The sequence below is a fragment of the Pseudoxanthomonas sp. UC19_8 genome (assembly GCF_042700505.1).
GTDB lineage: Bacteria > Pseudomonadota > Gammaproteobacteria > Xanthomonadales > Xanthomonadaceae > Pseudoxanthomonas_A > Pseudoxanthomonas_A winnipegensis.
This window is the reverse complement of the sequence record NZ_CP170559.1, coordinates 3,301,909-3,326,418: the sequence shown is the minus strand read 5'-3', so window position 1 is coordinate 3,326,418 and position 24,510 is coordinate 3,301,909. Positions and strand designations below refer to the sequence as shown.

22 protein-coding genes and 1 pseudogene are annotated in these 24,510 nt (G+C 66.4%); 8 read left to right on the top strand and 15 right to left on the bottom strand.

What is annotated here, in order from left to right:
- Positions 1-27: 27 nt before the first annotated feature.
- The 4 genes and pseudogenes from ACFJIT_RS14770 to zwf form a co-directional block, all read right to left on the bottom strand.
- Positions 28-1,738, bottom strand: a pseudogene (locus tag ACFJIT_RS14770) (ExeM/NucH family extracellular endonuclease).
- 93 nt (positions 1,739-1,831) lie between these two features.
- On the bottom strand, positions 1,832-2,350 hold the full coding sequence (locus ACFJIT_RS14765; protein ID WP_130514913.1) for a cytochrome c5 family protein: 519 nt from the start codon (positions 2,348-2,350) through the stop codon (positions 1,832-1,834).
- Positions 2,351-2,579: 229 nt separating this feature from the next.
- Positions 2,580-3,287: a 6-phosphogluconolactonase gene (gene pgl, locus ACFJIT_RS14760; RefSeq protein ID WP_379655781.1), complete on the bottom strand. Its 708-nt coding sequence runs from the start codon at positions 3,285-3,287 to the stop codon at positions 2,580-2,582.
- Positions 3,288-3,289: 2 nt separating this feature from the next.
- Positions 3,290-4,774: a glucose-6-phosphate dehydrogenase gene (gene zwf, locus ACFJIT_RS14755; RefSeq protein WP_130534957.1), complete on the bottom strand. Its 1,485-nt coding sequence runs from the start codon at positions 4,772-4,774 to the stop codon at positions 3,290-3,292.
- A 137-nt stretch (positions 4,775-4,911) separates the two neighbouring features.
- Between zwf and ACFJIT_RS14750 the strand changes: the two genes are divergently transcribed.
- Positions 4,912-5,661 (top strand): GntR family transcriptional regulator, encoded by a 750-nt coding sequence (locus ACFJIT_RS14750; RefSeq protein ID WP_130514919.1) that lies wholly within the window; start codon positions 4,912-4,914, stop codon positions 5,659-5,661.
- Between the two features lie 21 nt (positions 5,662-5,682).
- On the opposite strand, the gene ACFJIT_RS14745 is transcribed toward ACFJIT_RS14750, so the two are convergent.
- Positions 5,683-5,946, bottom strand: coding sequence for a hypothetical protein (locus ACFJIT_RS14745; protein WP_379654060.1), 264 nt, complete (start codon positions 5,944-5,946; stop codon positions 5,683-5,685).
- A 458-nt stretch (positions 5,947-6,404) separates the two neighbouring features.
- Here ACFJIT_RS14745 and ACFJIT_RS14740 point away from each other — a divergent pair, with 458 nt between their 5' ends.
- Positions 6,405-7,547, top strand: coding sequence for a DUF3182 family protein (locus ACFJIT_RS14740; RefSeq protein WP_379654059.1), 1,143 nt, complete (start codon positions 6,405-6,407; stop codon positions 7,545-7,547).
- On the top strand, positions 7,531-8,373 hold the full coding sequence (locus tag ACFJIT_RS14735; protein WP_379654058.1) for an alpha/beta hydrolase family protein: 843 nt from the start codon (positions 7,531-7,533) through the stop codon (positions 8,371-8,373). The genes ACFJIT_RS14740 and ACFJIT_RS14735 overlap by 17 nt, the downstream gene beginning before the upstream one ends.
- A 63-nt stretch (positions 8,374-8,436) precedes the next feature.
- On the opposite strand, the gene ACFJIT_RS14730 is transcribed toward ACFJIT_RS14735, so the two are convergent.
- From ACFJIT_RS14730 to ACFJIT_RS14710, 5 genes are all read right to left on the bottom strand, one after another.
- A complete protein-coding gene (locus tag ACFJIT_RS14730; RefSeq protein ID WP_379654057.1) occupies positions 8,437-8,802 on the bottom strand; it encodes a hypothetical protein in 366 nt (121 codons plus the stop codon).
- Positions 8,803-8,903: 101 nt separating this feature from the next.
- Positions 8,904-12,293 carry a GH92 family glycosyl hydrolase gene (locus tag ACFJIT_RS14725; RefSeq protein ID WP_379654056.1) on the bottom strand — a complete coding sequence of 1,130 codons (3,390 nt, stop codon included), beginning with the start codon at positions 12,291-12,293 and terminating at the stop codon, positions 8,904-8,906.
- Between the two features lie 613 nt (positions 12,294-12,906).
- Positions 12,907-13,701: a siderophore-interacting protein gene (locus ACFJIT_RS14720; RefSeq protein WP_379654055.1), complete on the bottom strand. Its 795-nt coding sequence runs from the start codon at positions 13,699-13,701 to the stop codon at positions 12,907-12,909.
- 34 nt (positions 13,702-13,735) lie between these two features.
- On the bottom strand, positions 13,736-14,086 hold the full coding sequence (locus tag ACFJIT_RS14715) for a Fur family transcriptional regulator (protein WP_130534963.1): 351 nt from the start codon (positions 14,084-14,086) through the stop codon (positions 13,736-13,738).
- Positions 14,076-14,759: a PadR family transcriptional regulator gene (locus ACFJIT_RS14710; RefSeq protein ID WP_379654054.1), complete on the bottom strand. Its 684-nt coding sequence runs from the start codon at positions 14,757-14,759 to the stop codon at positions 14,076-14,078. Before ACFJIT_RS14710 ends, ACFJIT_RS14715 begins: the two co-directional genes overlap by 11 nt.
- Positions 14,760-15,123: 364 nt before the next feature.
- Here ACFJIT_RS14710 and aceE point away from each other — a divergent pair, with 364 nt between their 5' ends.
- Positions 15,124-17,817, top strand: coding sequence for a pyruvate dehydrogenase (acetyl-transferring), homodimeric type (aceE, locus tag ACFJIT_RS14705; RefSeq protein WP_379654053.1), 2,694 nt, complete (start codon positions 15,124-15,126; stop codon positions 17,815-17,817).
- A 246-nt stretch (positions 17,818-18,063) separates the two neighbouring features.
- Here aceE and ACFJIT_RS14700 read toward each other — a convergent pair whose 3' ends face one another.
- From ACFJIT_RS14700 to ACFJIT_RS14690, 3 genes are all read right to left on the bottom strand, one after another.
- The gene (locus tag ACFJIT_RS14700) at positions 18,064-18,489 is read right to left on the bottom strand and encodes a type II toxin-antitoxin system VapC family toxin (protein ID WP_379654052.1); all 426 of its coding nucleotides are present in this window, start codon (positions 18,487-18,489) and stop codon (positions 18,064-18,066) included.
- The gene (locus tag ACFJIT_RS14695; RefSeq protein ID WP_379654051.1) at positions 18,489-18,749 is read right to left on the bottom strand and encodes a type II toxin-antitoxin system Phd/YefM family antitoxin; all 261 of its coding nucleotides are present in this window, start codon (positions 18,747-18,749) and stop codon (positions 18,489-18,491) included. Before ACFJIT_RS14695 ends, ACFJIT_RS14700 begins: the two co-directional genes overlap by 1 nt.
- 218 nt (positions 18,750-18,967) lie before the next feature.
- Complete coding sequence (locus ACFJIT_RS14690) at positions 18,968-19,630, bottom strand: CPBP family intramembrane glutamic endopeptidase (RefSeq protein WP_379654050.1); 663 nt, start codon at positions 19,628-19,630, stop codon at positions 18,968-18,970.
- On the opposite strand from ACFJIT_RS14690, the gene ACFJIT_RS14685 reads away from it, so the two are divergent.
- A complete protein-coding gene (locus ACFJIT_RS14685; RefSeq protein ID WP_379654049.1) occupies positions 19,609-20,259 on the top strand; it encodes a hypothetical protein in 651 nt (216 codons plus the stop codon). The genes ACFJIT_RS14690 and ACFJIT_RS14685 overlap by 22 nt on opposite strands.
- On the opposite strand, the gene ACFJIT_RS14680 is transcribed toward ACFJIT_RS14685, so the two are convergent.
- Together ACFJIT_RS14680 and ACFJIT_RS14675 are read right to left on the bottom strand one after the other, a co-directional pair.
- Complete coding sequence (locus ACFJIT_RS14680; protein ID WP_379654048.1) at positions 20,252-20,602, bottom strand: hypothetical protein; 351 nt, start codon at positions 20,600-20,602, stop codon at positions 20,252-20,254. The genes ACFJIT_RS14685 and ACFJIT_RS14680 overlap by 8 nt on opposite strands.
- Position 20,603: 1 nt before the next feature.
- Positions 20,604-20,951: a hypothetical protein gene (locus tag ACFJIT_RS14675; RefSeq protein WP_379654047.1), complete on the bottom strand. Its 348-nt coding sequence runs from the start codon at positions 20,949-20,951 to the stop codon at positions 20,604-20,606.
- 595 nt (positions 20,952-21,546) lie between these two features.
- On the opposite strand from ACFJIT_RS14675, the gene ACFJIT_RS14670 reads away from it, so the two are divergent.
- Genes ACFJIT_RS14670 through ACFJIT_RS14660 form a run of 3 tightly spaced genes read left to right on the top strand, consistent with a single transcriptional unit; the run spans position 21,547 to position 24,334 of the window.
- Entirely contained in the window at positions 21,547-22,539 is a 993-nt protein-coding gene (locus ACFJIT_RS14670; RefSeq protein ID WP_379654046.1) for a hypothetical protein, read from the top strand.
- Positions 22,527-23,654, top strand: a complete 1,128-nt coding sequence (locus tag ACFJIT_RS14665) for a hypothetical protein (RefSeq protein WP_379654045.1) — start codon at positions 22,527-22,529, stop codon at positions 23,652-23,654. The genes ACFJIT_RS14670 and ACFJIT_RS14665 overlap by 13 nt, the downstream gene beginning before the upstream one ends.
- Positions 23,651-24,334 carry a hypothetical protein gene (locus ACFJIT_RS14660; protein ID WP_379654044.1) on the top strand — a complete coding sequence of 228 codons (684 nt, stop codon included), beginning with the start codon at positions 23,651-23,653 and terminating at the stop codon, positions 24,332-24,334. The genes ACFJIT_RS14665 and ACFJIT_RS14660 overlap by 4 nt, the downstream gene beginning before the upstream one ends.
- The last annotated feature ends 176 nt before the right edge of the window (positions 24,335-24,510 follow it).

The following is a 24,510-nucleotide window of genomic DNA, read 5'->3' as shown; positions in this document are numbered from 1 at the left end:
CGGCCTCGTCGGCCGCGCGCTCACCCGCTAGAGATCGAACCCCAGCAGCATCGGGTCATGGTCCGAGCTGCGCCACGGGCCCGGCGTGGCGTCCCGCGCGTCGCCGCGCGGCTCGGGCTCGTCAGCGTTGACGTGCCATTCGGCCGCGCCGCGCAGCAGCGGCGCCAGCGCCGGCGAGAGCAGGGCGTGGTCCAGCCGCCCGCGCTGGCCGTCGTAGACATAGCTGTAGGGCGACGCCACGTGGGCCGCGGTGAAGGCGTCGGCCCAGCCGGCCTGGCGCAGCGTGCGCAGCGGCTGCTCCTGCGCATAGGCATTCAGATCGCCCACGATCAATGCGCGGGTCGCGCCGGTGCCGGTGGGGTCCGACTTGAGCCAGGCGTCCACACGCCTGGCCGACTCGGTGCGCGTCGCATTCCAGCAGCCGGCGCCGTCGTGCGCATCGGCGTCGCCGCCGCTGGCCTCATTGCAGCCCTTGGATTTGAAGTGGTTGGCCGCGACCACGAACAGCGCGCCGTCGCCGCGGCGGAAGGCCTGCGCCAGCGGCACGCGGCTGTGTTCGACGAACGGGCCGCCTTCCAGGATGACCGGCCTGCCCACCGGCGTGACCCGCGAGGCGCGGTAGATCAGGCCGACCCGGGATCGGGTTGTCGCCCGGGCCGCTGCCGGCATCGATGTAGCGCCAGTCGCCGCCGCCGGCGTTGAGCGCCTCGACGAACTGCGCCAGCGAGGACTGCGGCCCGTAGCCGTCGTTCTCCAGTTCCATCAGCGCGGCGATGTCGGCGCGCAGCGGCGTCAGCGTGGCCACCAGCCTAGCGACCTGGGCGCGGTATTCGGCCTCGGTTTTGGCGCCGCGCTTGGTCGGGAAGCCGCCGCCGGCGCCGTCGCCGTTGAACAGGTTCTCCAGGTTGAACACCGCGATCCTCACGCTGCCCGGCACGTCCGGCGCCGCCGGGCGCGCGGCCGCCTGCACCTGCAGCGGCGTCAGCGCCTGCAGGCGCCAGGCGCCGTGGCGGAAGTCGACCACCCCGCTCGCGCCGGTCGCGCTCGAGCCGCTGCGCACCGCGCCGCCGGGCAGGTAGGGCAGGACCGCCGGATCGCGGGCATCGCTGCCATCGTCCAGCAGCAGCCGGCGATGCGCGTTGTCCGCCGCGAGCGCGGCATAACCGGGCGTGCCCGGCACCTCTCGTTCGGACGGCGTCCACAGCGGCCCGCCGAAGCTGGCGATGGTCTGGCCGAAGCGGGTGTCGGTGCCGTTCAAGGTCAGCGGCGCGTCGATGCGCACCCGCATGCCTTCCAGCGCGGCCCAGTCGGCGGGCGGGGCGGTCAGCACAACGGGCGCGGGCGTGGCGATCGCCGCGCCGAGGGCCTTGGCGTCGGCGAGCTGCAGCGTGGTCAGGGTGTGCGGGCCATCGACGGTCTCGGCCACGGTGCCGGTGAGCTGCCAGCGCTGACCGGTGTGAATGTCCGGAAGCGCCCCGCCGGCGCCGGCCACGACCCACAGCGCATCGGAGGTCGCCGCATCGCCGTCGCCGGCGTCCTGCACGAAGAAGCCCTGCAGCCCTGCACGCAGGTCCGCGGTCACCGTGCCGGTGACCGTCACGGTCTGGCCCACCAGCGCACTGCGCGCCTGGCTGCCCTGGACCTGACCGATCGGCAGCGGCGTGTCTTTCGCGTAGGCCGGCAAGGTGCAGCACAGCGCCAAGGCGGAGGACAGCAGCAGCGGACGGATCGAAGGCATGCGGGATTTCCGTAAGACGCGAGCGAGGACGGCGGTGAACGCAAAAACGCCGCCCGAAGGCGGCGTTCTCGGCCAGGCATTGTGCCTGCGCGATTACTTCGATTGTTCGAGCATCCAATCCACGGTGGCGTGGATCTGCGCCTCGCTCAGCCCCGGGTTGCCGCCCTTGGGCGGCATCACCCCGCCGTCCGGGCCGGTGAAGCCCTCGATGGCGTGCTTGTAGAGCGTCTCCTTGCCCTTGGCCAGGCGCGCGCCGAAGCCGGCGGCGTTGAGCATCGGCGCATTGCCGATGCCGGCGGTGTGGCAGGCGGTGCACAGCTGGTCGAAGATGGTCTTGCCGTCCAGCGTGCCGCCGTAGGCGCCCTGCGCGGCGGCGGCGGCTTCGGCGGCCGCCTTGGCCGCGGCCTGGGCCGCCGCACCGGTGGCGCCGGCATAGACCGCGCCGACCGGCGCGATGCGCGCCTGGGTCTGCTTGGCCGCCACCGGCGAGACTTCGGCCGGAATGACCTTGGATAGGAAGAACGCGCCGACGATCAGGCCGACGGTGACCACCGCCAGGATGCCGATCACCATCGAAAAGCGCTTGAGGAACTCCAGGTCGTGATTGCGCACAGTCCACCTTTGGCAGCGCCGTTGCCGGCGTGGCTGAAAACACTCGTCGGTTGTTGCGAATGTTCCGGACGTGGGGGTGACCGGGATGCCGCACCGGCGAGCCGGGCGGCGGGGGGGATTATAAGCAGGCCCGTCGGGTGGGAGCGAGGAGTGCGTGGCAAGGCGAGGATCGAGCAAAGACCGATCCCGCTCTCGCTCACGCCTCACTCCTCTCCACGCACTCCTGGCTTCAAGGACACCAGTACGTCTGCACCGGCGTGCTGGCGGCACGCAGCATCACCGCGACCGGCGGCGGGTTCTGCGCGGCCAGGGCCTCCTGCAGCGTGCGCGCCTTCTGCTCGCCCTCGATATGCAGGTACAGGTGCCGGGCGGCGGCCAGCACCGGCAGCGTCAGGGTGATGCGCGCCTCGCCGGCGGCGGTGGCGTGCATGGGCAGCACGCGCGCGGTGCCGGCCGGGTCCAGCGCCTGGGCCAGGTAATCGCCGCCGGGGAAGAACGAGGCGGTGTGTCCATCGGTGCCCATGCCCAGCACGGCCACGTCCAGCGGCAGGGTCTGGGCCAGTTCGGCCTCCAGCTCGGGCAGGGCCGCCTCGGGGCCATCGTCGTAGCTGCGGTACAGCGGCACGAAGCGCGCCACCGCCGCCGCGCCGTACATCAGGTGCTGGCGCACCAGCGCGGCGTTGGAACGGGCGTTGGACTCGTCCACCCAGCGCTCGTCGACCAGGGTGATGGTGACCTGCTTCCACGGCAGCGGCTGCTCGGCCAGCGCCTGGAAGAAGCGCACCGGCGTGGTGCCGCCGGACAGGGCCACGGTGGCGCGGCCGCGCTCGGCCAGGGCCGCGCGCAGGTCGTCGGCCACCTGCGCGGCCAGCGCCTGCGCCAGCGCATCGTGGTCGGGCCAGGCGCGGACCTGGGTCAGGGTCTCATCGATCTGCAGGCTCACGTGCCGGCGTCCTCATGCCAGGTGCGGCCGTCGCGCTCGATCAGCGCCACGGCGGCGTTGGGGCCCCACGAGCCGGCCGTGTAGGACTTGGGCGCCTCGGGCAGCTGCTCCCACGCGTCCAGGATCGGGTCGATCCAGGCCCAGGCCGCCTCGACCTCGTCGCGACGCATGAACAGCGACTGGTTGCCGCGCACCACGTCCATCAGCAGGCGCTCGTAGGCCTCCGGCTGATGCACGCCGAAGGCCTCGGCGAAGCTCATGTCCAGCGGCACGTACTTCATGCGCAGCCCGCCCGGACCCGGGTCCTTGATCATCAGCCACAGCTTGACGCCCTCGTCCGGCTGCAGGCGCAGCACCAGCCGGTTGGGCTGGGCCGGGCCGACGCTGGCGTCGAAGATGGAGTGCGGCACCGGGCGGAAGGCCACCACGATCTCCGACACGCGCTCGGGCAGGCGCTTGCCGGTGCGCAGGTAGAACGGCACCCCGGCCCAGCGCCAGTTGGACACCTCGGCCTTGATCGCCACGAAGGTCTCGGTGCGCGAGTCGTTGCGGCCCAGCTCGTCCAGGTAGCCCGGCACGGCCGCGCCGCCAGAGGCGCCGGCGCGGTACTGGCCGCGCACGGTGACGTGGCTGACCTCGGCGGCGGTGATCGGCTTGAGCGAGCGCAGCACCTTGAGCTTCTCATCGCGCAGCGCGTTGGCCTGCAGCGTGGCCGGCGGCTCCATGGCCACCATGCACAGCAGCTGCAGCAGATGGTTCTGGACCATGTCGCGCAGCGCGCCGGAGGTGTCGTAATAGCCGGCGCGCTTCTCCAGACCGACGGTCTCGGCCACGGTGATCTGCACGTGGTCGATGCGGTTGGCGTTCCACAGCGGCTCGAACAGGATGTTGGCGAAGCGCAGCGCCAGCAGGTTCTGCACCGTCTCCTTGCCCAGGTAATGGTCGATGCGGAAGATCTGGTGCTCGGAGAACACCGCGCCGACCGCGTCGTTGATCGCCGCGGCGCTGGCCGAATCCTTGCCGATCGGCTTCTCCAGCACCACGCGCGCATTGCCGTCGTTGAGGCCGGCATCGCGCAGGCGCGTGCACAGGTCCACGAACAGGCTCGGGCTGGTGGACAGGTAGAACACGCGGATGCGCTCGGCCCCGGTCTGCTTGAGCAACTCGGCGAACTCGTCCCAGCCCTCGTCCTTGGTCGCATCCAGCGGGCGGTAGTCCAGCAGCTGCAGGAAGGCCGGGATGCGCGCGCGCAGCAGCGGATCGTCGCTGGCGACCTTCTCCAGCGCCTCGCCCACGCGGGTGCGGTAGTCGGCGCCGGTCTGCGGATCGCGCGCCACGCCGATGATGCGGCTGTCCTGCGGGATCTGGCCGTCGGCATAGCGGCGCAGCAGGCCGGGCAGCAGCTTGCGCAGGGCCAGGTCACCGGTGCCGCCGAAGATCACCAGGTCGAAGCTGTCCACGGGTACGGTCTTGGCGCTCACGGTGAAGCCTTGTCAGGATGCGGGGAGATCGGCACAGACGATACCACCGCCCTACCACGCGGCCCAGCCCTGCATATGAACGGGCCCGTGAGCGCCGCGTGATTGCACTCTTGGTATCCCATTGGTATTTTCGCGGCATGCTGTCTGCCATCGCCACCGAATACGCCCGCCTGCAGCAGGCCGAGACCAGCCGCACCCTGGCCTATCTGCGCCTGCGCCGCGCCCTGCAGCACCTGATCGACACCGGTGTGCTCGGCCCGGGCCACGGCCTGCCCAGCGAGCGCGACCTGGCCACTGGTCTGCAGCTCTCGCGCGTGACCGTGCGCAAGGCGCTGTCCGGGCTGATCGACCAGGGCCTGCTGAGCCAGCGCCAGGGCGCGGGCACCTTCGTATCCGAGCGGATCGTGCGCAGCTTCTCGCGCCTGACCAGCTTCACCGACGACCTGCGCGAGCGCGGGCTGGACCCGCAGGTGACCTTCCTCGAGCGCGGCATCGGCGGAGTCACCCCGGAGGAAGCGATGGCGCTGAACCTTTCGCCCGGCAGCGGCGTGGTGCGCCTGTACCGCCTGCGCCACGTCGATGGCGCGCCGATCGCGGCCGAACGCACCCTGGTACCGCACAGCCTGCTGCCCGATCCCGAGCGCATCGGCGCCTCGCTGTACGAGGCGCTGGACGCCTACGGCCATCGTCCGCGGCGCGCGCTGCAGCGCCTGCGTGCGGTGGCGCTGGAGCGCGAGGCCGCCACCCTGCTGCAGCTGGAGCCCGGCGCGCCGGGCCTGCTGGTCGAGCGCCGCGCCTTCCTCGCCGACGGGCGCGTGGTCGAGTTCACCCGCTCGTTCTATCGCGGCGATGCCTACGACTTCGTGGCCGAACTGCAGAGCGACTGAGGCGCCAGTCCGGCGGCGCGTTCAGCCCTGCGTGCCGGCACCGACTGGCAGCGGGCTGCGCTGGCCGGTGGACAGCAGCCGCTGCGCGTCCACGCCGACCGCATCGAAGATCGCATCGATCCGCTCGATCGCATAGCGCGCCTGGGCCGCGTTGTCCACGTGCGCCAGGATCGCCGAGGCCTGCGCCGCGCAGGCGTCGAAGAAGGCCTGGTCCAGGGGCGGCGCGCCGTCGGCCACCTTGTCGTGCAGGGCGTGCAATTGCCGGTCGAGTTGGTCCTGGCGCATCTGGGGCCTCCGGTGCGGGTGCGGCTTGAGGAAACACAGTGCCGCCTTTCGCGCGTTCGTGCGCACGCGGCGAGGCGTTTCTGGAACCCGTCTCACGTCGCGCCCTCGCTCGTCGCCACGTCCAGGTCGCGATGGTCATCAGCCCCGTCGCGATTGTCATGTCGGCGCCCGCGCGGCTTCGCACAGGATTTACGTGCCGCGGGAATACTCGGCGCCAGGGGATCGCGCCGCTGCGCAGGAAGCAGCAGGCAAGGCGGATCGTCCTGGCGTCACCGCAAGGGTCCATCGTCCAGTTCGCGCTCCACCCACGGTTGTACGCAGCCTCCCATCGGGCCCGTCGGCGGCCACCACCTGCAACACGCAGTCCCGCGCTCCACCGCCTGCGCCGCAGGCGCCTTCGCACCGGGCCGCTTCGTGTGGCCTGGCGCCTTCGCTCCTCCCACCCCCGAGGGAAGACCATGGTCGCCATCATCGAATCCCGTCCCGCGCCGGCCAACGCGATCACGCTGCCGCGTCCCTACGCGCCGGCGGTCACGCCGCTGTTCACCGATCCGCGCCGCGCCGCGCACGAACGCGCCAGCGTGGACTGCATGGGCCGCCGCCTGGCGCGGCTACTCGGGCGCGAGTTCCGTGCCCAGGCGCTGCCCGGCCTGCCCGGCTATTTCATCCCGATGGAAACGCTGACCCGCGAGGAAGCGGCGATGCGCGGCATCGGCTGCGCCGCGCATCTGTTCGGCGGGGTGGTGCCGCAGGCCTTCGTGGCCAGCAAGCTGGTCACCCATGGCCTGATCGAAGGCGGCGCACGCGCACCGGAGGGCTGGGCGCATGCGCTCGGCGAGGCACTGGGCGAGGCCGTGCTGCCGGGCTACTCGGTGTTCACCGACGCCGACCTGCGCAGCGCCGTCGCCCGCCTGCTGGAACGGGGCCGCGTGCGCTGCAAGCTCGCCCACGCGCGCGGCGGCAACGGCCAGCGCGTGGTCGATTCGCTGAGCGCGCTGGAGGCCTGGCGCGCCACGCTGGACGCCGATGAGATCGAAGCCGGCGTGGTGGTCGAGCTGAACCTCGAAGAGGCCGTCACCTTCAGCGTCGGCTGCGTGGAGGTGGGCGGCCAGTCCATCGCCTACTTCGGCACCCAGCACACGGTGCGCACGCCGCGCGGCGATGAGGTCTACGGCGGCTCGCGGCTGCGCGTGGCCCGCGGTGGCCTGGACCAGCTGCAGCACGTGCCGCTGCCGGCGCAGGCGCACGAGGCGATCGCCAAGGTGCAGCACTACGAGGCGCAGATCAGCGCGGCCTATCCGGGCTTCTATGCCTCGCGTCGCAACTACGATCTGGTGCATGGGTGCGATGCGCAGGGCCACGCGCGCTGCGGCGTGCTCGAGCAGTCCTGGCGCTTCGGCGGGGCCAGCCCGGCCGAGATCCTCGCCCTGGAAGCGCTGGCTGCGCAGCCGCAGGTCGCCTGGCTCGATGCGCTCACTCACGAGAGCTGGAGCGATGAGTCGGTGCCCGACGATGCGGTGGTGTACTTCGACGGGCAGGTGGGTTCACTCGGGAGACTGCTGAAATACGCTAGGGTCGCAGTCGATGGATGTCACCCTTGAGCACATCGCGTTCGAAGTAGAAGACGCCGCGCTGTCCGGCACGCTATTGGCGCCGGCGCGCGCGTTGCCCGGCGTGCTGTTCGTCCACGGCTGGGGCGGCAGCCAGGATCACGACCTGGCCCGCGCACGCGAGGCCGCCGGCCTGGGCGTGGTCTGCCTGACCTTCGACCTGCGCGGCCACGAAGGCGATGCGCAGATGCTGGAGCGGGTCACGCGCCAGCAGAACCTGGACGACCTGCTGGCCGCCTACGACTGGTTCGTGCAGCAGCCCAATGTCGATGGCAACGCGATCACCGTGGTGGGCATCAGCTATGGCGCCTACCTGGCCGCGATCCTGTCCTCGCTGCGGCCGGTGCGCTGGCTCGCCCTGCGCACTCCGGCGCTGTACAAGGACGAGGGCTGGGAGCTGCCCAAGCGCCAGCTGCACCAGGACCCGGACCTGATCCCGTTCCGTCATCGCCAGGTGGCCTGGAAGGACAACCGCGCGCTGCGCGCCTGCGCCGAGTTCCGCGGCGATGCGCTGATCGTGGAGGCCGAGCTGGACCAGATCATCCCGCACCAGGTGATCGAGAACTACATGGCCGCCTTCACCCGCGCCCGCTCGCGCACCTCGCGGGTGATCGCCGGCGCCGACCATGCCTTCTCCGAAAAGCCGGCCCAGCGCACCTACACCACGGTGCTGGTGAAGTGGCTGACCGAGATGGTGGTCGGCGCGCGCGAGCAGGCCGCCCGCGAGAAGATCGACGAGCGCAAGCGGGTGCGGGATGGGAAGGCCCCGTCCTCCTCGACGCACGCGGTGGCCAAGGCCGAGGCTTCGACGAAGTAGGGCGCGGACGCTCTACGCGCCGGGGCTTGCGGCGCGGATTGCCGGACGCGTGCGGCGCCTAAATCAGCATGAAGGCACCAGGTAGCGACGCAGCAGCGTGATCGCCTCCTCCAATGCCTGCGCCTGCGCATCCTGGCCGAGCTGTCGATAGGTGGCCGCGGCGTCGCGCCGGGTGCGGATTTCATCCTCGATCAGACGGCCCAGCGCAGCGTCGTCCAGCGACCGGCGCGGAACTTCCACCGCCGGGTCGCCGAAGGCATGGACCACGTAGGTCGCGTGGCGATCGCCCACCGCCACCGCCTGGGCATTATCGATCGCGGCGATCAGCTGACGCAGGGCCGCGACCTCGGCAGCGTTGCGGCTCCGCATCGCCACGGTCAGGTCGGCCTTGAGGCGCGCCACGAAGCGCTGGGCAGCATCGGCGGTCATCGCCGCATGATGGCCGCCCGGCGGAAGCGCACGCAACCGTGGCGCGCGCTCGATGCAGAACTCCCGCGCATCGGTGTGCCGTTGCGCGGGCCTGACTTGCGCTACTTCAACGACACCGGCACATGCGGGGCCAGCAGCTGGATCTCGGCCAGCTCGGTGCGCCCCGGTGCCCCCAGGCGCAGGCGGTACGCGTCGAAATTGCCCGGCTTGGCGATGCGGAAAGGCCGGGTCTGCAGCGTCCACGGGAAGGCCTCGTCGCTGCGTGTGTCGATTGCCTGCCAGTTGCCGTTGCCGCGCCGCGCTTCCAGCGTCCACTTGGCGTGCTCGATGGCGCGACCGCCGCTGGTGAGCGTGTAGAAGCTCGGCTGCGCGGGCTGGGTCAACGCGATGTCGATCTGCGCCTGCGCGCCGGGCAGGGCCATCACCGTGCTGCCGTCGTCGTCGACCAGGGCCGGCGCGTCCTTGCCCGCCACGGTCACGTGCGCGTCGCGGCCGATCACATCGGCCAGCGTGGTCGGCGCCTGGCCGGCCGGTGTCAGCGAGGGCGGCGCATCCTGCGGCGCGCTGCCCCACTTGGACGGCGTCGGCCCCATCACGAAGTCCAGCGTCGCGCCCTGCGCCAGCAGCGCGTGCGGGATCCAGGTCCGGGTCCACGGCTTGCCGTTGACCTTGAGCGACTGCACGTAGACGTTCGCGGGTGAGTTGTTCGCCGCGCGCACGATCAGCTCCCGCCCGCCGGGCAGCGCCAGCGTGGACTGTTTGAACAGCGGCGAGCCGATCACATAGTCCGGCGAGCCCATGCGCAGCGGATACAGGCCCATCGAGGCCAGCACATACCACGCCGACATCTCGCCGTTGTCCTCATCGCCCGGATAGCCCTGGCCGATCTCGCTGCCCAGGTACAGCCGCGACAGCACCTCGCGGGTGAGCGCCTGCGTTTTCCATGGCTGGCCGGCGTAGAGGTACATCCAGGCGATGTGGTGCGCGGTCTGGTTGCTGTGCGCGTACATGCCCATGCGCACATCGCGCGCTTCGGTCATCTCGTGGATCACGCCGCGGTAGGAGCCGCTGAACTTCGGGTCGGCCGTTTCCGGCGTGGCGAAGTACTGATCTAGCTTGCGCGCCAACGCCTCGCGACCGCCGTACAGCGCGGCCAGGCCGTTGCCGTCGTGCGCGGCGGTGAAGGCGAAGGTCCAGCCGGAGGACTCGGTGTAGTCGTTGCCCCACACGCGCGGATCGTAGTCCTTCGCGTCCACGCGCCAGTCACCGTCGGGCTTGCGGCCCTGGAAGAAGCCCACGCCGCGATCAAACAGATTGGCGTACTCGGCCGCGCGATAGCGGAAGTACTCGGCCTCCTCGTCGTAGCGCTGCCTGTCCTTGGCCGAAGACGCGGTCCTGGACAGGCCCTGGGCCATGGTGGCGATGCCGAAGTCGTTGAGCGTGCCTTCCAGCGTCCAGGACATGCCCTCGTGCGTCTCGGTGTCGGCGTAGCCACGGAACAGCGAGTGCGCCATGCCCTTGCGGCCGACATGCCGGTCCGGCGAGACCACCGTGGCGTTCTTCAGCGCCGCATCGTAGGCCAGCCTGGCGTCGAAGCCCTCGATGCCCTTGGCGTACGCATCGGCGAAGGCCACGTCCGAGCTGGTGCCCACCATCAGGTCGGCATAGCCCGGCGAGGACCAGCGCGCCACCCAGCCGCCCGCGCGGTACTGCTCCAGGAAGCCGTCGATCAGCGCGCCGGCATGCGGCGCATCCAGCAGGCCATAGGCCGGCCACGCCGTGCGGAAGGTGTCCCACAGCCCGTTGTTGACGTAGACCTTGCCGTCGCGGATCGGCGCGAAGCTGCGCACCGCGCTGCCTTCGGTGGCCGTGTCCGACCAGCTGTTCTGGCTGGCGTAGCGCCACTGCGGCTGCGCCTGGCTGCCCACGTTCTCGAAGGCGGAGTTGGGATACAGGTGCAGGCGATACAGGTTGGAATACAGCGTGGTGCGCTGATCCTCGCTGGCCCCGTCCACCTGCAGCTTGCCCAGCAGCGTGTCCCACTGTTGCTGCGCGCGCGCGGCCACGCTGGCCACGGTGTCGTCCTCGCGCACTTCCAGCGCCAGGTTGTGCCGGGCCTGGTCGAGCGAGATCAGCGAGGTGGCGATGCGCATGCTCACCTTGCGCGCGCCCTTGGCGAACTTGATGTAGCCGGTGGGCCGGCCGGTCTCGATGCGGCCACTGCGCTGCCAGGGCGCATCGAAACTCGCATACACGAACATGCGCGTGGCGCCGGTGGACAGGCCGCTGCGCACATCGGTATAGCCCGACAGCGTCTGCGTCTTGGCGTCCAGCGTCAGCCCGGCGCGCGCATCGACGTTGTCGAACAGCAGGTTGGCATCGCTGCCTTCGGGGAAGTCGAACTCGAACACCGCCGCATGATCGGTCGGCGCCAGCGCGGCGACGATGCCGTTGTCGAAGCGCACCCGATACTGCTGCGGGCGCGCCAGCTCGTTGTCGTGGGAGAAGGCCAGCGCCCGCTTGGCGCGGTCGGCCTCCGGCACGCCGCGCTCCAGCGACGGCATGATCTGGAAGGTCTGGCGATCGCCCATCCACGGGCTGGGTTCGTGGCTCAGCGCCAGCGCCTGCAGGCGCGGCCGGTTGGCGGCGTCGTTCTTCTCGTTCCAGTGGTAGAGCCAGGACAGCGAGCCGGCATCGGTCACCGGCGTCCAGAAGTTGAAGCCATGCGGCACCGCGGTGGCCGGGAAGTTGTTGCCGCGCGAGAAGGTGCTGTTGGCCTGCGTGCCGCGCGTGGTCAGCACCCAGTCGGTGGGCGCGCTGCGCTTGGGTTGCGCAAGCTCGCCCAGCGCGACATCGTCGATCCAGCCGCGCGCGGTCTTGCCGGCGCCGGGCTGCAGCTCCAGCTCGATCGCCACCACGCGCTTGCCGCGCAGCGCCGGCACATCGCCCAGCCGCACCGCCTTGCGCGCCCACTGCTGCGGATACAGCGACTTCGACTCGCCCTGCGCCTTGGCCCCCAGCGCGAAGCCGTGCTGATCGCGGGCCGGCGTGGCCGACACGCGCGTGCCATCGTCCAGCACCGCATCCAGCGAGACATAGGTGGAGGCCACCGTGTCGCCGTCGACGATCTCCGGCAGCACCAGCCACGACAGCGTGGTGTCCGCCCCGATGACCGTATCGACCTTGAACAGGGCCGTGCGCCCGCCGCTGCCGCTATAGCCCAGCGCCCTGACACCGCTGTAACCCGCATTGGCCTTGGCGGTGTACGGCGCCTGCGGCCCGCTGCCGATCCGCAGCTGCGTCCCGCTGCCTGCCGTCGCGACCGGAGCCGGCTGGCCCTCCTCGAACGACGTGGAGAACCCCGTCTGCGCCGAGGCGCCGACCGGAAGCCACAGCGCCGCCGCGACGGCCAGCGTCAGCAGACCGTGGCATCGAGCGTAAGCAGGCGCGCGACGAAGCGCGGACGAGGAAGGCGAGGCAGATGGGTGCATGTCAATTTAGATCGATTGAAATCGACCCGATCCTGCGTCAAACGCGCCCCACCTGCAATCCGCACTGCAGCGAAACTCCGCCTTCGCCCCCTCCCTTTCGCCGCAGGCGAAGGGGAGCTCGAAATCGCGGCTAGCGATTGAGGGGGAGGGGCGCTTTTGCTGTTGCCGTTGCTCCGCTTTGCGTGGACAGCGGCCGAGCGCAACAACAACAGCAAGAGCGACCCCCTCCCAGCCTCCCCCTTGCGCTACGCGCAAAGGGGAGGGGCCCCTCGGCGGCATCAGAGCGAGCTGGACCAGCCCCGGCTTCCGCCCCCTCCCTTTCGCCGCAGGCGAAGGGGAGGGCTGGGGAGGGGTTGGCTTTTGCTGTTGCTCCCACTCTTCGTCGGCAGCGGCCAAGCGCAACAACAGCAGCAACAGCAATAGCACCCCCTCCCAGCCTCCCCCTTGCGCTGCGCGCAAAGGGGAGGGGCGTGACTTCGGCTGCATCACGACGAGCTTCCAGGCTTCTCCTCTCCACGCACCTGGCTACGCACCGCACTCACGCTTACTCCTGCCCCCTTACCTCACCCACTCACACTTACTCCCCCCACTCACTCCACGCACTCGCACCCGCTCAATCTTCATCATCCTCACTATCCGCATGCTTCCAGTACCCGGTGGACTTGATCCACGTCTTGGGCACGCTGCGGTGGCCTTCGAGGAACTTGCGCATCACCCGCGCACGGCGCGATTCGCAGGCGATCCACCAGAACGTATCGCCGGCGGGCGACACATCGTCCAGCGCCTGCTCCAGCCGTTCGCTGCGCTGGGCGGGCACGCCGTTGCGCGGCAGCCAGTGCACGGTGGCCTCGGCCTGGGTGGGCAGATCCTGGCGGTCGGCGTCTTCGGGGATCTCGATCAGCACCGTGGCCTTGCGGCCGGCCGGCATCTCGCTCAGCCAGCGGCCGATGGCCGGCAGCGCCGTCTCATCGCCCACCAGCACGTAGTGATCGAAGTCGTCGGCCACCAGGAACGAGCCACGCGGCCCGCCCATGGCCAGCGCATCGCCCACCTTGGCCTGCGCGGCCCAGGTGCTGGCCGGGCCGTCGCCGTGCAGCACGAAGTCGATCGCCAGCGTGCCGGCCTGCGCGTCGTACAGGCGCGGGGTGTAGTCGCGCATCGGCGAGGGCGTCTTGCCGGGCGGGAACTCCGGGCCGTTGGGGCCGGGCGTGGGCGTGACGAACTCGCCGTCCGGGTTGGGGAAGAACAGCTTGACGTGGTCCTCCGGCGAGGCGCTCACGAAGCCTTCGAGCTCACGCCCGCCGACCACGATGCGGCGCATGTGCGGGGTAAGGTCGATCGCCTCCGTCACTTCGAGGCGGCGGAACACGACCGGGTGTTGAATCCTGCGGCTTTCATGCAAGGACATGGAATCACTCCAGAGAAAGGTAAGCCCGGCGCGGTCAGTGCAACGGCACCAGGCGATAGCCCAGCTCGGCGGCGAGCGAGCGCAACCAGGCGCTCGTGGCCGCCGCATCGAAGGGCGCGGAAGGCGCGGGCTGGCACAGGCGCCACAAGGTGCGGCCGTGCGGGCTGGCGATGGCAATCGCCAGCTGCCGGTCCTCCAGGACCCGCAGCAGGCGATACACGGTGCCCAGGCTCACGCGGCGGCCCTGGCCGCGCAGCTGCTGGTGCAGGGACATGGCGTCGCAGGCCACCGGCTGTTGGGCCAGCAGCGCCAGCAGCGCCCGGCGCGGCGCGGTCAGGCGCAGGCCGGCGGACTGCAGCGCCGCGTGGTAGGCGTCAGTCGCCACGGGGCACCTGCGCGATCTGCGCGGCGGCCTGCTGCAGGATCCGTGCGATCGCCTCGCCCGACTCCGCTGTCCAGTGACCGTGGTGGGCCAGCAGGGCGCGCTTGATCCCGCTCATGCCGCTGCGCACGGGCGCGGGCAGGCCGGCCTTGACCAGCGAGCGCGCGCTGCGCTCGGTGCGCAGGCGGGCGTGGTCCAGCGCCTCGGCATGGGTCTGGGCGAAGGCGCGGCCGGCATCGGTCAGCGCATGCAGGCGCCGCGCGCCGTCCTCGCTGCTCACCACCAGGCCGTCGTCCTGCAGCTGGGCCAGCGCCGGGTAGACCGCGCCGGCCGAGGGCGCGTACTGCCCCAGGAACATCTCGCCGATCAGCTGGATCAGCTCGTAGCCGTGGCGCGGCTGGGCCTCCAGCAGGCCGAGCAGCAGCAGACGCAGGTCGCCGTGGGCCAGCCGGCGCGGGCTGCGCGGCCCATCGCCGCGCTCGCCACGGCGGCCGTGACGCTCGCCGCGCTCATGGCGCTCGCGGCGTGCCTCGTCGGCTCCTGAGGCAGGGGCGCCCGCATCGGACAGGTCGGCGGCGGCGTCGCGACCGCGCCGCCCGCGACCCTCGCGCGGCGCGTGGCGGTCCAGGCCGTCCTCGTCGGGGATGCGGCCGCGATGGCGTGAACGTGGATGCATGGCAATCCCTCCTGGTCGGGCGCGGCACCGAAGGTCTGGGCACGGCGCGGGTGTTTGGACACCGGCATGGGCGAGGCCACAGGCCACGCCGCTCCGGCGGCGAACAAAAGATATATCTAAGTTTCGTAAAAAGATATATCTAATTGTGGCGCCGTCGCCACATCTGACACTTCCTCGTCATACGAAATCCTCACAACTGCAAGCTTCCCGACACCGTTGAGACGAAATCTCGTCAGAAGCGCCATCCCCAAGCGTCTACCTCCAAGGTCGAACCGACGCGCCCATGCGCCCTGGCTTACAATCGCCGGCTCAGACAGACACCGATGCCGCAAACACGTCGCGGCGCACAGGCGAGGAGATGGCAATGAATTGGTTGAACGAGATGCTGCAGAGCGATCCGGATCCGGCCGAGACCCAGGAGTGGATCCAGTCGCTCAAGGCGGTCATCGACGCCGAAGGCCCGCTGCGCGCCCACCAGCTGCTGGAGGATCTGGTCGAACTGACCCGCCGCTCCGGCGCCTACCTGCCGTTCTCGCCCACCACCGAGTACGTCAACACCATCGCCCCCAACCTGGAGGCCAAGAGCCCCGGCGACAGCGCGCTGGAGTGGAAGATCCGCTCGATCATCCGCTGGAACGCCATGGCCATGGTCGTGCGCGCCAACCGCAAGCCGGGCGACCTGGGCGGCCACATCGCTTCCTTCGCCTCGGCCGCCACGCTCTATGACGTGGGCTTCAACCACTTCTGGCGCGCCCCGTCGGAAAGCCACCCCGGCGACCTGCTCTACATCCAGGGCCACAGCGCCCCGGGCATCTACGCCCGCGCCTTCCTGGAAGGCCGCATCACCGAGGCCCAGCTGGACAACTTCCGCATGGAGTGCGAAGGCAAGGGCATCTCGTCCTATCCGCACCCCTGGCTGATGCCCGACTTCTGGCAGACCCCGACCGTGTCGATGGGTCTGGGCCCGCTGAGCGCCATCTACCAGGCGCAGTTCATGAAGTACCTCGAGCACCGCGGCCTGATCGAGAAGTCCGACCGCAAGGTGTGGTGCTTCATCGGCGACGGCGAGAGCGACGAGCCGGAGACCCTGGGCGCCATCGCCCTGGCCGGCCGCGAGGGCCTGGACAACCTGATCTTCGTGGTCAACTGCAACCTGCAGCGCCTGGACGGCCCGGTGCGCGGCAACGGCAAGATCATCCAGGAGCTGGAAGGCGTGTTCCGCGGCGGCGGCTGGAACGTGATCAAGCTGCTGTGGGGCTCGTACTGGGATCCGCTCCTGGCGCGCGACACCGACGGCGTGCTGCGCAAGCTGATGATGGAAACCGTCGACGGCGAGTACCAGAACTGCAAGGCCTTCGGCGGCGCCTACACGCGCGCCAACTTCTTCGGCAAGTACCCGGAGACCGCCGCCATGGTCGCCAACCTGTCCGACGACGACATCTGGCGCCTCAACCGCGGCGGCCACGATCCGCACAAGGTCTACGCGGCCTACCACGCGGCGGTGAACACCAAGGGCATGCCCACCGTGATCCTGGCCAAGACGGTCAAGGGCTATGGCATGGGCAGCGCCGGCGAGTCGCTCAACCCGACCCACCAGACCAAGAAGCTCGACGACGACGCGGTGCGCACCTTCCGCGACCGCTTCAACATCCCGTTGAGCGACAAGCAGCTGGCCGAAGCCGAGCAGGTGCCCTTCTACAACCCGGGCCCGGACTCGCCGGAAGTGCGCTACATGAAGGAGCGCCGCGCCGCGCTGGGCGGCTACCTGCCGCAGCGCCGCCGCAAGGCCGACAAGTCCTTCACCGTGCCGCCGCTTTCGACCTACGAGCGCCTGCTCAAGGACAGCGGCGAGCGCAAGTACTCCACCACCATGGCCTTCGTGCAGACGCTCAACATCGCCCTGCGCGACAAGGAGCTGGGCCCGCGCATCGTCCCGATCGTGGCCGACGAGGCGCGTACCTTCGGCATGGAGGGCATGTTCCGCCAGATCGGCATCTACGCCCCGTTCGGCCAGAAGTACAAGCCGGTCGACGCCGACCAGCTGATGTACTACCGCGAGGACCAGTCCGGCCAGGTGCTGCAGCAGGGCATCAGCGAGCCGGGCGCCATCTCGTCCTGGCTGGCCGCCGGCACCAGCTACTCGGTGTCCAACGTGCCGATGCTGCCGTTCTACATCTACTACTCGATGTTCGGCTTCCAGCGCGTGGGCGACATCGCCTGGCAGGCCGCCGACATGCGCACCCGTGGCTTCCTGCTGGGCGGCACCGCCGGGCGCACCACGCTCAACGGCGAAGGCCTGCAGCACGAGGACGGTTTCAGCCTGGTCATCGCCGGCTCCATCCCCAACGTGCGCAGCTATGACGCGACCTTCGGCTACGAGGTCACCGTCATCCTCCAGCACGGCATGAAGTCGATGATGGAAGAGCAGAAGGACGAGTACTACTACCTGACCCTGATGAACGAAAACTACACCCACCCGGAAATGCCGGCGGGTGCGGAGGAAGGCATCATCAAGGGCATGTACCTGCTGCGTGATGCCGGCAAGCCCAAGAAGGGCGAGCTGCGCGTGCAGCTGCTGGGCAGCGGCACCATCCTGCGCGAGGCCATCGCCGCGGCCGAGCTGCTGGACAAGGACTTCGGCGTGACCGCCGACATCTGGTCCTGCCCCAGCTTCAACGAGCTGCGTCGCGACGGCTTCGCCGCCGAGCGCTGGAACCGCCTGCATCCGGAAGGCGAACAGCGCAAGCCCTACGTCACCCAGTGCCTGGAAGGCCGCTCTGGGCCAGTCATCGCCGCCACCGACTACGTGCGCGCCTACAGCGACCAGATCCGCGCCTTCCTGCCCACCACCAACTACACCGTGCTGGGCACCGACGGCTTCGGCCGCAGCGACACCCGCGCCAACCTGCGCCGCTTCTTCGAAGTGGACCGCTACTACATCGCCCACGCCGCTATCGCCGCGCTGGCCAAGGACGGCAAGATGACCGGCAAGGACGTGGCCCGCGCGATCAAGCAGTACAAGATCGATGTGGAGAAGGTGAATCCGGACGGGGCTTGATGCCGCGTTGGGGTGAAACAGAAAAAGCGGCCTTCGGGCCGCTTTTTTCTTCTCTTCAGCGTGCGCCCATCTTTAGCGTGGAGCCCGACGGCTCCTTCTCCCCGCTTGCGGGGGAGAAGTGGCCCGCAGGGCCGATGAGGGGGGCTCTCGCTGGGGCCGGGAATCGGTCTCGACCGCCTTGTGCCTCGGCAGGCACGTATCAAAGCCGCTTCGCACATGGCGCCGGTGCATCCATGCCGGCGCTTGCTACGCCAGCTGATCCCAAGGATTGATCAGGGCAACGCCCAGCGCTGCGAAATCTTTGGTATTGCGCGTCACGACCGTCAATCCGTTCACAGCGGCGATGGCAGCCAGCTGTGCGTCGTTCTCCGGCCGATTGTGAGGGACGTGCATCTGGGCGCAGGCGCGCGCGCCTTCAAGATCCAGTGGCAGGATCCGGCCATCGAACCCGATCAGGATCCGCGTCTCGAACCAATGGCGCAGCACCTTGCCCTGCTGAGGGTCCTTTCGCTCCAGGTTGATCACCCCGCGCTCGATCTCCATGATCGTGATCACGGCCAGGTAGCACTGATCCAGATCGACCTGGTCGATCCAGCCCTGGAAGTTCGGATCGACTTTCGGCGATCCGCTGCGGCGCAGCTCGGAGACGACGTTGGTGTCCAGCAGGTACATCAGCCCAGATCGACCTCGCGCATCACCACATTCGACCGCACCGGCTCGAACTCGATATCGGCCACGTCAGGCATGCGCATCGCATCGCCAAGCGTGCGCTTGGGCTGGGCACCGATGAGCCGGTCGTAGTCCCGCTTGGTAAGCAGGACCAGTTCGACCACTTCGCGATTGGTCACAAAGACCGGCCCCTGGGCGACAGCGCGTTTCAGGGTGCCCGGCTCCTGGTTGTACTGGCGGCTGGTAAAGGTCTGGATACGCATCACGGCTCTCCCGCATCAATGTAGTTATGTTACTACCTTGGTGGCGCCCCGCAAGTCGCCGTCAGCCGGACTCCAACTCGCCACTCGGAGGGGAGGGTCTCCACGGGGGCACAATCTGGCGCGATTCCCGCAATACCGGCGCGATTCCGTCAGGATTTGGCGCGATTTGAATCGCTAAGGCCCCTTAGGTGTGGGAAAAGTGCACTTTGACCCCTGCTTCAGGCATAAGCCATCAGCGCAAGCAGGTCCATCAGCCCGTGGGCGATGATCGCGGGCCATAGCCGGCCGGTCCGCGCGAACCACCAGCCCAAAATCAGCCCCACGACGACCAGTGACATCGCGCCGATGGGGCCTTGATACAGATGGTACGAGGCGCGGATCGCCACGCTGACGTTCACTGCGAACGCCGGGCTGTGGCGTCGCTGCAGCACCCGGATCACATAGGCGCAGACGAACACCTCTTCGAAGATCGAATTGACCAGCGAGAGCGCCACCACCGCGGTCAGCGTCAGCTTTCCGGCCACCATCGCCTCCAGGGAAGGATTCACCCCCTCGGCCATGCCCGCGCCCAGCCACCTCAGCGGATAGCAGGCCACGATGCACGCCATCAGCAGGCCGATCGCCGGGTAGATGTCGCGCCCCTGCCACTGCAGCCCCAACGCCTGCGGCGTCCATCCGCGGAACCACAGCACGGGGATCAGCAGCGCCAGCACCACCAGTTCGTAGAACACCATGCCCCACAGGCCCGCCTCGGAAAACGACGGCTCGACGGTGGGCGCCAGCAAGGCCGAGAAGCTCGAGTAGATCAGCAGTCCCAGGGCGATCGCGATCACGACCACGAGTTCGCCCCAGCCGGCAGATGGCTTGTCGCTTCCTTGCATCGATCCCCTTTCTCATCCGGCTGTCCGCCGCGCAGTTCGCTGACGCGGCTGGCGCTCTAGTACAGCACGTCCTGCCTGCGTTTTGGCGGCGCCAGGTTTTAAGCGGCGGCACCAAAGTGGCCCTCGGCAGGAGGGGGGCAGAGTGCCTGCGCCAGTCAAGGCGCCAGGAGGACTTTCTACGCAGGGCCACGGCGCAGACGGCCGCGGCGGCGCAAGCCGATCCCACCTCCGTCGGCCTGATCCTGATGAACACCGCGCAGAGCCATTTCCCGGACGTGGCCTGGCTGATCGAGCGCTTCCCCGAGGCGCCGCGCGTCTTCACCAGCACCAGCCGCAGCGTGCAGGCGCAGATGTGCCTGCGCGGGCGCGGCCTGCCCGTGCTGCCGCGCCCGCCGGGCGATGCCACCACCGGCCTGCAGCGCATCGAAACGCGCGGCACCCCGCCCACCCGCGACACCCGGGTCGGCTATCACCAGGATCTCAGGGACATGGACCGGCTACGGGCCATGCTCGAGATCACGGACAAGCTGTTGGGCGGCGAGCCGCCTGGCAGCGGTCTGTTCTGCGCTGAAGGGCGTCGTGCGCGGATGCGCGCTTCAGTCGTGCGCCAGCGCTCGGGGCTTATTTAGAAGCCTTGCCCGTCGAGCGTGCGCCCGCGCGCTTGGCGACCTTCTTGGTCGTTTTCCTGGTCGCTTTCTTCGCGGTCTTCTTCGCCGTCTTTTTCACTGCCTTCTTGGCGGTCTTCTTGGCGGCTTTCTTCGCAGTCTTCTTGGTCGCCTTCTTGGCGGCTTTCTTGGTGGTCTTCTTCGCGACCGCCATGTTGTCGACCAGGTTGGGGTAGGGCCGGCCGGCCTTCTTCGCCCGGGACTTGGCCTGCGCCTTCTGGCCGCTGGAGAGCGTCTTGCTGGCCGACTTCTTGGCCGGGTTGGCCTTCTTCCAGGCGGCTTTCTTGGCTTGCTTGGTCGTCGCCATGTCAGGTCGCCTCCGCCTTGCGCATGCGCTGCTCGATCCGCTCGGCCCAGCGCTGGCCCGCATCGCCGCCCCACAGCAGCCAGGCGATATAGCCGGCGGACGGGTGCGTGCGATCGGCCCAGCCCTTGCCCTGCTTGTCCACGCCGTGGCGCGCGAAGTAGGAGGTCATGCGGCGCACCGTCGCCGGGGACAGCGTGGTCTGCGCCGCCAGGTCGCGCGCCCGCGCGACCCCCACCGCCGTGCCGCCCCGGCCATGCGCCTCCCGCAGCTTGAGGCCCCGGCTCGCCGCCTGCGCGGCGCCTTTGGGCGGGGTGAAGTCAATCGTGTCGTATCGGGTTGATCGGGCCACTGCGGAACCTCACATGTCGAAAAGTGAGCGTGAGTAGGTGGCTAAGGAGAGATCGTGAAAGAAGAGATCAGCGCAAGCTCCTATCGCGAAGTGTGACAGCGGCGTAGAAGCGAGGGCACCGTCCGACCCAGCCACAGCGACACACCCACCAATTTGAGTCACTCTGAGTAAGCTGTCCCTACATAACCCACGCCGCCATCGCCCGCGATATCCAAGCGCGGCAACATGGCCAGCAAGGGCGTGGTTCCCGCGATCAAGCGGGACATTTCGATGTGAGCAAGGTGAATCCCGACGGGTGTGAGGTTGCGTTGAGGCGGGACAAAGTAAGCCATCTTTTGGGCCGCACTCTATTCTAAAAAGATGATACTTTCACCGTGAGTGCCTGGCTTAGGCGTCGGAACGCTGAAGTTCAAAATACCAAGCGTGCCTCACAGACCTCCCACTTTCGCGGTGAAAGCTAGGCGTTACAAAGTTAGATCTTCTAGGAGGTGTTGCTTCTAGGTTTAGCCAAAATAAGTCCAGCCTTTCATAGACAGGTATGCAATTCGTGATTGGCTGAGTAACTGCTGATGGACAATGGAGTTATGAAGGGAATATGGCTGAGACTATAAATATTGCTGAAGTGGCGTCAAAAGTATGGAAAGAAGTCTTCAAGCCATTTGGATGGCATGCTCACCCACGACAAGATGACAATTTTTCCTGCGGCGATCCAAATCATCAAGGGAAAAATGAAAAATCAAAGAAAACGCATCCTACTGATGTTGTTTTCAGCTATCAAGATCCTTACTCCGGACGCCGGATCCATATTCTTACCGATCTAAAGAGCTACAAAGCGGACTCGATTACCAATCTAAAAATACGTAGCGCGCTGCAATCTTTGGCGATGGCCACCGAATGCGCCCAGGAGTCGGCTGAGTGGCGTGAGAAATATTCAGTTGACGTCGAGGAACTCAACGAAGTCCGAGGTATGCTGTTTGTCCATAATCATGACGGAGCATACGCAAAAAAATTCCATCAAGAAATGCGAAAAGTTAATGTGAGGACGCTCGAAATCCGTGCGGATGTGATCCTCCATTTCCTCGGGCCAGAGGATATAACTCGCTTGTTTAATGTTGCTAACGATGTATTGCGATTGATCGCAGGCGGCGACCTTCCCAAGGAATACACATTTTACTATCCGGACCTGGTTATGACCCGCCGCATAGGGGGGCTGTGGGAGCAACAGGCTACCTTCGAGGTGCTGGCCGGCCCTTTTATGATAATAAAGCATGAGTCTTGTGACGGCTGTCCGGCTGGATACTTGATTTACTACAATAGGTCGGGAGCCTCCGTAGAGGAATTCGAATATTTAATTGACTGCTTTTCTAGATATCAGATCCTTGACTCAGAAATGGGTATCCGAATAAGAGTCGTTGCGAACGACGTAGATGATGGATACAAATCAAAATTCCATAGCGCTTGCAACAAATATGTGAAATCCTGGGGCTTTGATCAAACGCGTGCTGAAAATCTTAGCAAGGTCACGATTGATAAAATAAATGCGGTATCGGCCGCGTATGACCCCGGAGACTGCGCATGGCGAGTCTGAATAAGTCACAGTTCGGTCCTTCTATATATTTTGCTACCGATAAAAATATCTTCGATGCTCTAAATGAGCATAAAGTTGATTCATCCACGATGGCGGAGCTGTTCTTAGACAGAAATACTATCGTGAGTGCCACGCGGGACAGAGTTTCGTTGGCATTTTACTTCTCAAAGATGAATCATGACTTCTACGATCACCAGAGGATCTCGCAACGATTAGGTGTAATTCCGCGTCGCGAAAGAATGACATCTGTTGAGCTGTTTGGTGATGTGGCCGCTGAAGAGCTTCGTGGTGCCATAGAAAAAATAAAGAACGACTACGAGGGTACCGGAGATAAGGTCACTGTTAGCAAGATGGCCGACGGATTTATGGTTGATATTCAATACTCTAAAATTGACTATAGAAAAAGCGAATTCAACCAGGTGCAGGTTCGGGACGGTTTTCTAGATATTCGTTCAAAAGACGGCAAGGTGATCATAAGAAGCAGCCAGAATTCTTACGTCGATGGATTCAGGGATAGTTTCGTAGGTAACTTGGAACGCGTAACGGATAAGGATCTCCAGAGATTTGATGTCTCACTCTTTGAGTTCACTTCGCCAAGTATTAGGTCTAAATTTTTTTACGATTTGTTCTCCGGATTGCCGGGATATGCTTTTCAGGACGTCACTGATGTATATGTTTACAAGCCTAGATCCGGAGTAATGAGCGGCGATGTCGACTTGGAGTCGCCTCAAGTTGAAAGAGTGGCGCTTAGGGGTAGCGGTGTAAGCAAGACAAAGATATTTAGAGATCTTGCTGCCGATGGGTATTACACCGTGCGCGTGACGTGGGTCGCTAAAAATATTTATGAGGAAGGACACCTCTATACTATTGAGGCGGTTTTCACAGATCCAGTTGCCTGCGCAGGCTTTTCATACGTCGTGCTAGGGGTTAATGAGCGTGACGGTGTCGAGTTTCGTAAAGCTCGCCGAACTCCAACCAAGGGTGAGTCATCGAGAATATCCAATGCAATAGAGGATTACGCTAGAACGTTGATTCTTGCACTCAAATCAAGTGAGCCTAAAGACGATAACAAGTCCATTGATCTTGGGGCCGACTCCGCTGAGGATGATGTATGAATTCCTACAGGTGGTATCGCCTGGGGGTCGGTCGAAGGCCTGTAAAGAGAGCAGAAGTACTTGCTCTATTTGAGCATCGTCCTCAATCCAGTTGCACGTTCTCACTGATTCGATCGGACAAAACAGGAATCTATGCTGATTTCAGTTGGCGACATTTCGTGATGCTAGAGCGCGTCAGTGACGAGGGGGAGTACTTTGAGGACCACTTGGAAGTTCGCTCTTCAATGCAGATCTCATTCCGTGGATCTTCTACCTTCCCTTTGCTTAGAGTGGTCGACGGTGGTCGAAACATACGAGTTCTGATAGACGCCCTCGAAGGTGCACTGGGGCATGAATTCTTTTTCGAATCAGTTCCATTTAACATGGATCTAGGTGCTTCTCTGGAGTCTAATAAACTCTTAGACAGTTGCAAGCTCGTAGGCGCGAAAGTCACAGACCTAAGAGTTGCGGATGGAGTTCTATCGCGAGTTGAATTCGCGGCGCGGCAGGGAATGAGTCTCTCATTGATTGATTTTCTGCGCGGAAAGGACTTCAAGATTGAGCTCATGAAGTACGAGGTCCTGCGATCTGGTATTCGTGGCGGCATTTCCTTTGGAAAATCTGGACGTGTTCTTGTTTCTGGGGCGTTGGAGGAATTTCTAGTTAACTTCGTGGAGTCGGAAGTAAATGCGGCTTCCTGAGGTGTTGCTCTGAATTTGGCGGAAAAGATGGGGATGAGAGTGCGGGATTTGTACCTGTTGGGTCGCCGGATTAGGACCGTGGCATCGGTCGACGGCGGGGCAGGCCGTTATAAAAGTGTATTCTGACTCACGCTCTAGCGTCGCCGGGGAGGGACGGCAAGATTACTATCATGGTT

Bases quoted from the DNA above. Each gene is read 5' to 3' on its own strand.
- ACFJIT_RS14750 (WP_130514919.1), top strand. From the start codon at position 4,912: ATGCTGTCTGCCATCGCCACCGAATACGCCCGCCTGCAGCAGGCCGAG.
- ACFJIT_RS14745 (WP_379654060.1), bottom strand. From the start codon at position 5,946: ATGCGCCAGGACCAACTCGACCGGCAATTGCACGCCCTGCACGACAAG.
- ACFJIT_RS14740 (WP_379654059.1), top strand. From the start codon at position 6,405: ATGGTCGCCATCATCGAATCCCGTCCCGCGCCGGCCAACGCGATCACG.
- ACFJIT_RS14735 (WP_379654058.1), top strand. From the start codon at position 7,531: ATGGATGTCACCCTTGAGCACATCGCGTTCGAAGTAGAAGACGCCGCG.
- ACFJIT_RS14730 (WP_379654057.1), bottom strand. From the start codon at position 8,802: ATGACCGCCGATGCTGCCCAGCGCTTCGTGGCGCGCCTCAAGGCCGAC.
- ACFJIT_RS14725 (WP_379654056.1), bottom strand. From the start codon at position 12,293: ATGCACCCATCTGCCTCGCCTTCCTCGTCCGCGCTTCGTCGCGCGCCT.
- ACFJIT_RS14720 (WP_379654055.1), bottom strand. From the start codon at position 13,701: ATGTCCTTGCATGAAAGCCGCAGGATTCAACACCCGGTCGTGTTCCGC.
- ACFJIT_RS14710 (WP_379654054.1), bottom strand. From the start codon at position 14,759: ATGCATCCACGTTCACGCCATCGCGGCCGCATCCCCGACGAGGACGGC.
- aceE (WP_379654053.1), top strand. From the start codon at position 15,124: ATGAATTGGTTGAACGAGATGCTGCAGAGCGATCCGGATCCGGCCGAG.
- ACFJIT_RS14700 (WP_379654052.1), bottom strand. From the start codon at position 18,489: ATGTACCTGCTGGACACCAACGTCGTCTCCGAGCTGCGCCGCAGCGGA.
- ACFJIT_RS14695 (WP_379654051.1), bottom strand. From the start codon at position 18,749: ATGCGTATCCAGACCTTTACCAGCCGCCAGTACAACCAGGAGCCGGGC.
- ACFJIT_RS14685 (WP_379654049.1), top strand. From the start codon at position 19,609: ATGGCTTGTCGCTTCCTTGCATCGATCCCCTTTCTCATCCGGCTGTCC.
- ACFJIT_RS14690 (WP_379654050.1), bottom strand. From the start codon at position 19,630: ATGCAAGGAAGCGACAAGCCATCTGCCGGCTGGGGCGAACTCGTGGTC.
- ACFJIT_RS14680 (WP_379654048.1), bottom strand. From the start codon at position 20,602: ATGGCGACGACCAAGCAAGCCAAGAAAGCCGCCTGGAAGAAGGCCAAC.
- ACFJIT_RS14670 (WP_379654046.1), top strand. From the start codon at position 21,547: ATGGCTGAGACTATAAATATTGCTGAAGTGGCGTCAAAAGTATGGAAA.
- ACFJIT_RS14665 (WP_379654045.1), top strand. From the start codon at position 22,527: ATGGCGAGTCTGAATAAGTCACAGTTCGGTCCTTCTATATATTTTGCT.
- ACFJIT_RS14660 (WP_379654044.1), top strand. From the start codon at position 23,651: ATGAATTCCTACAGGTGGTATCGCCTGGGGGTCGGTCGAAGGCCTGTA.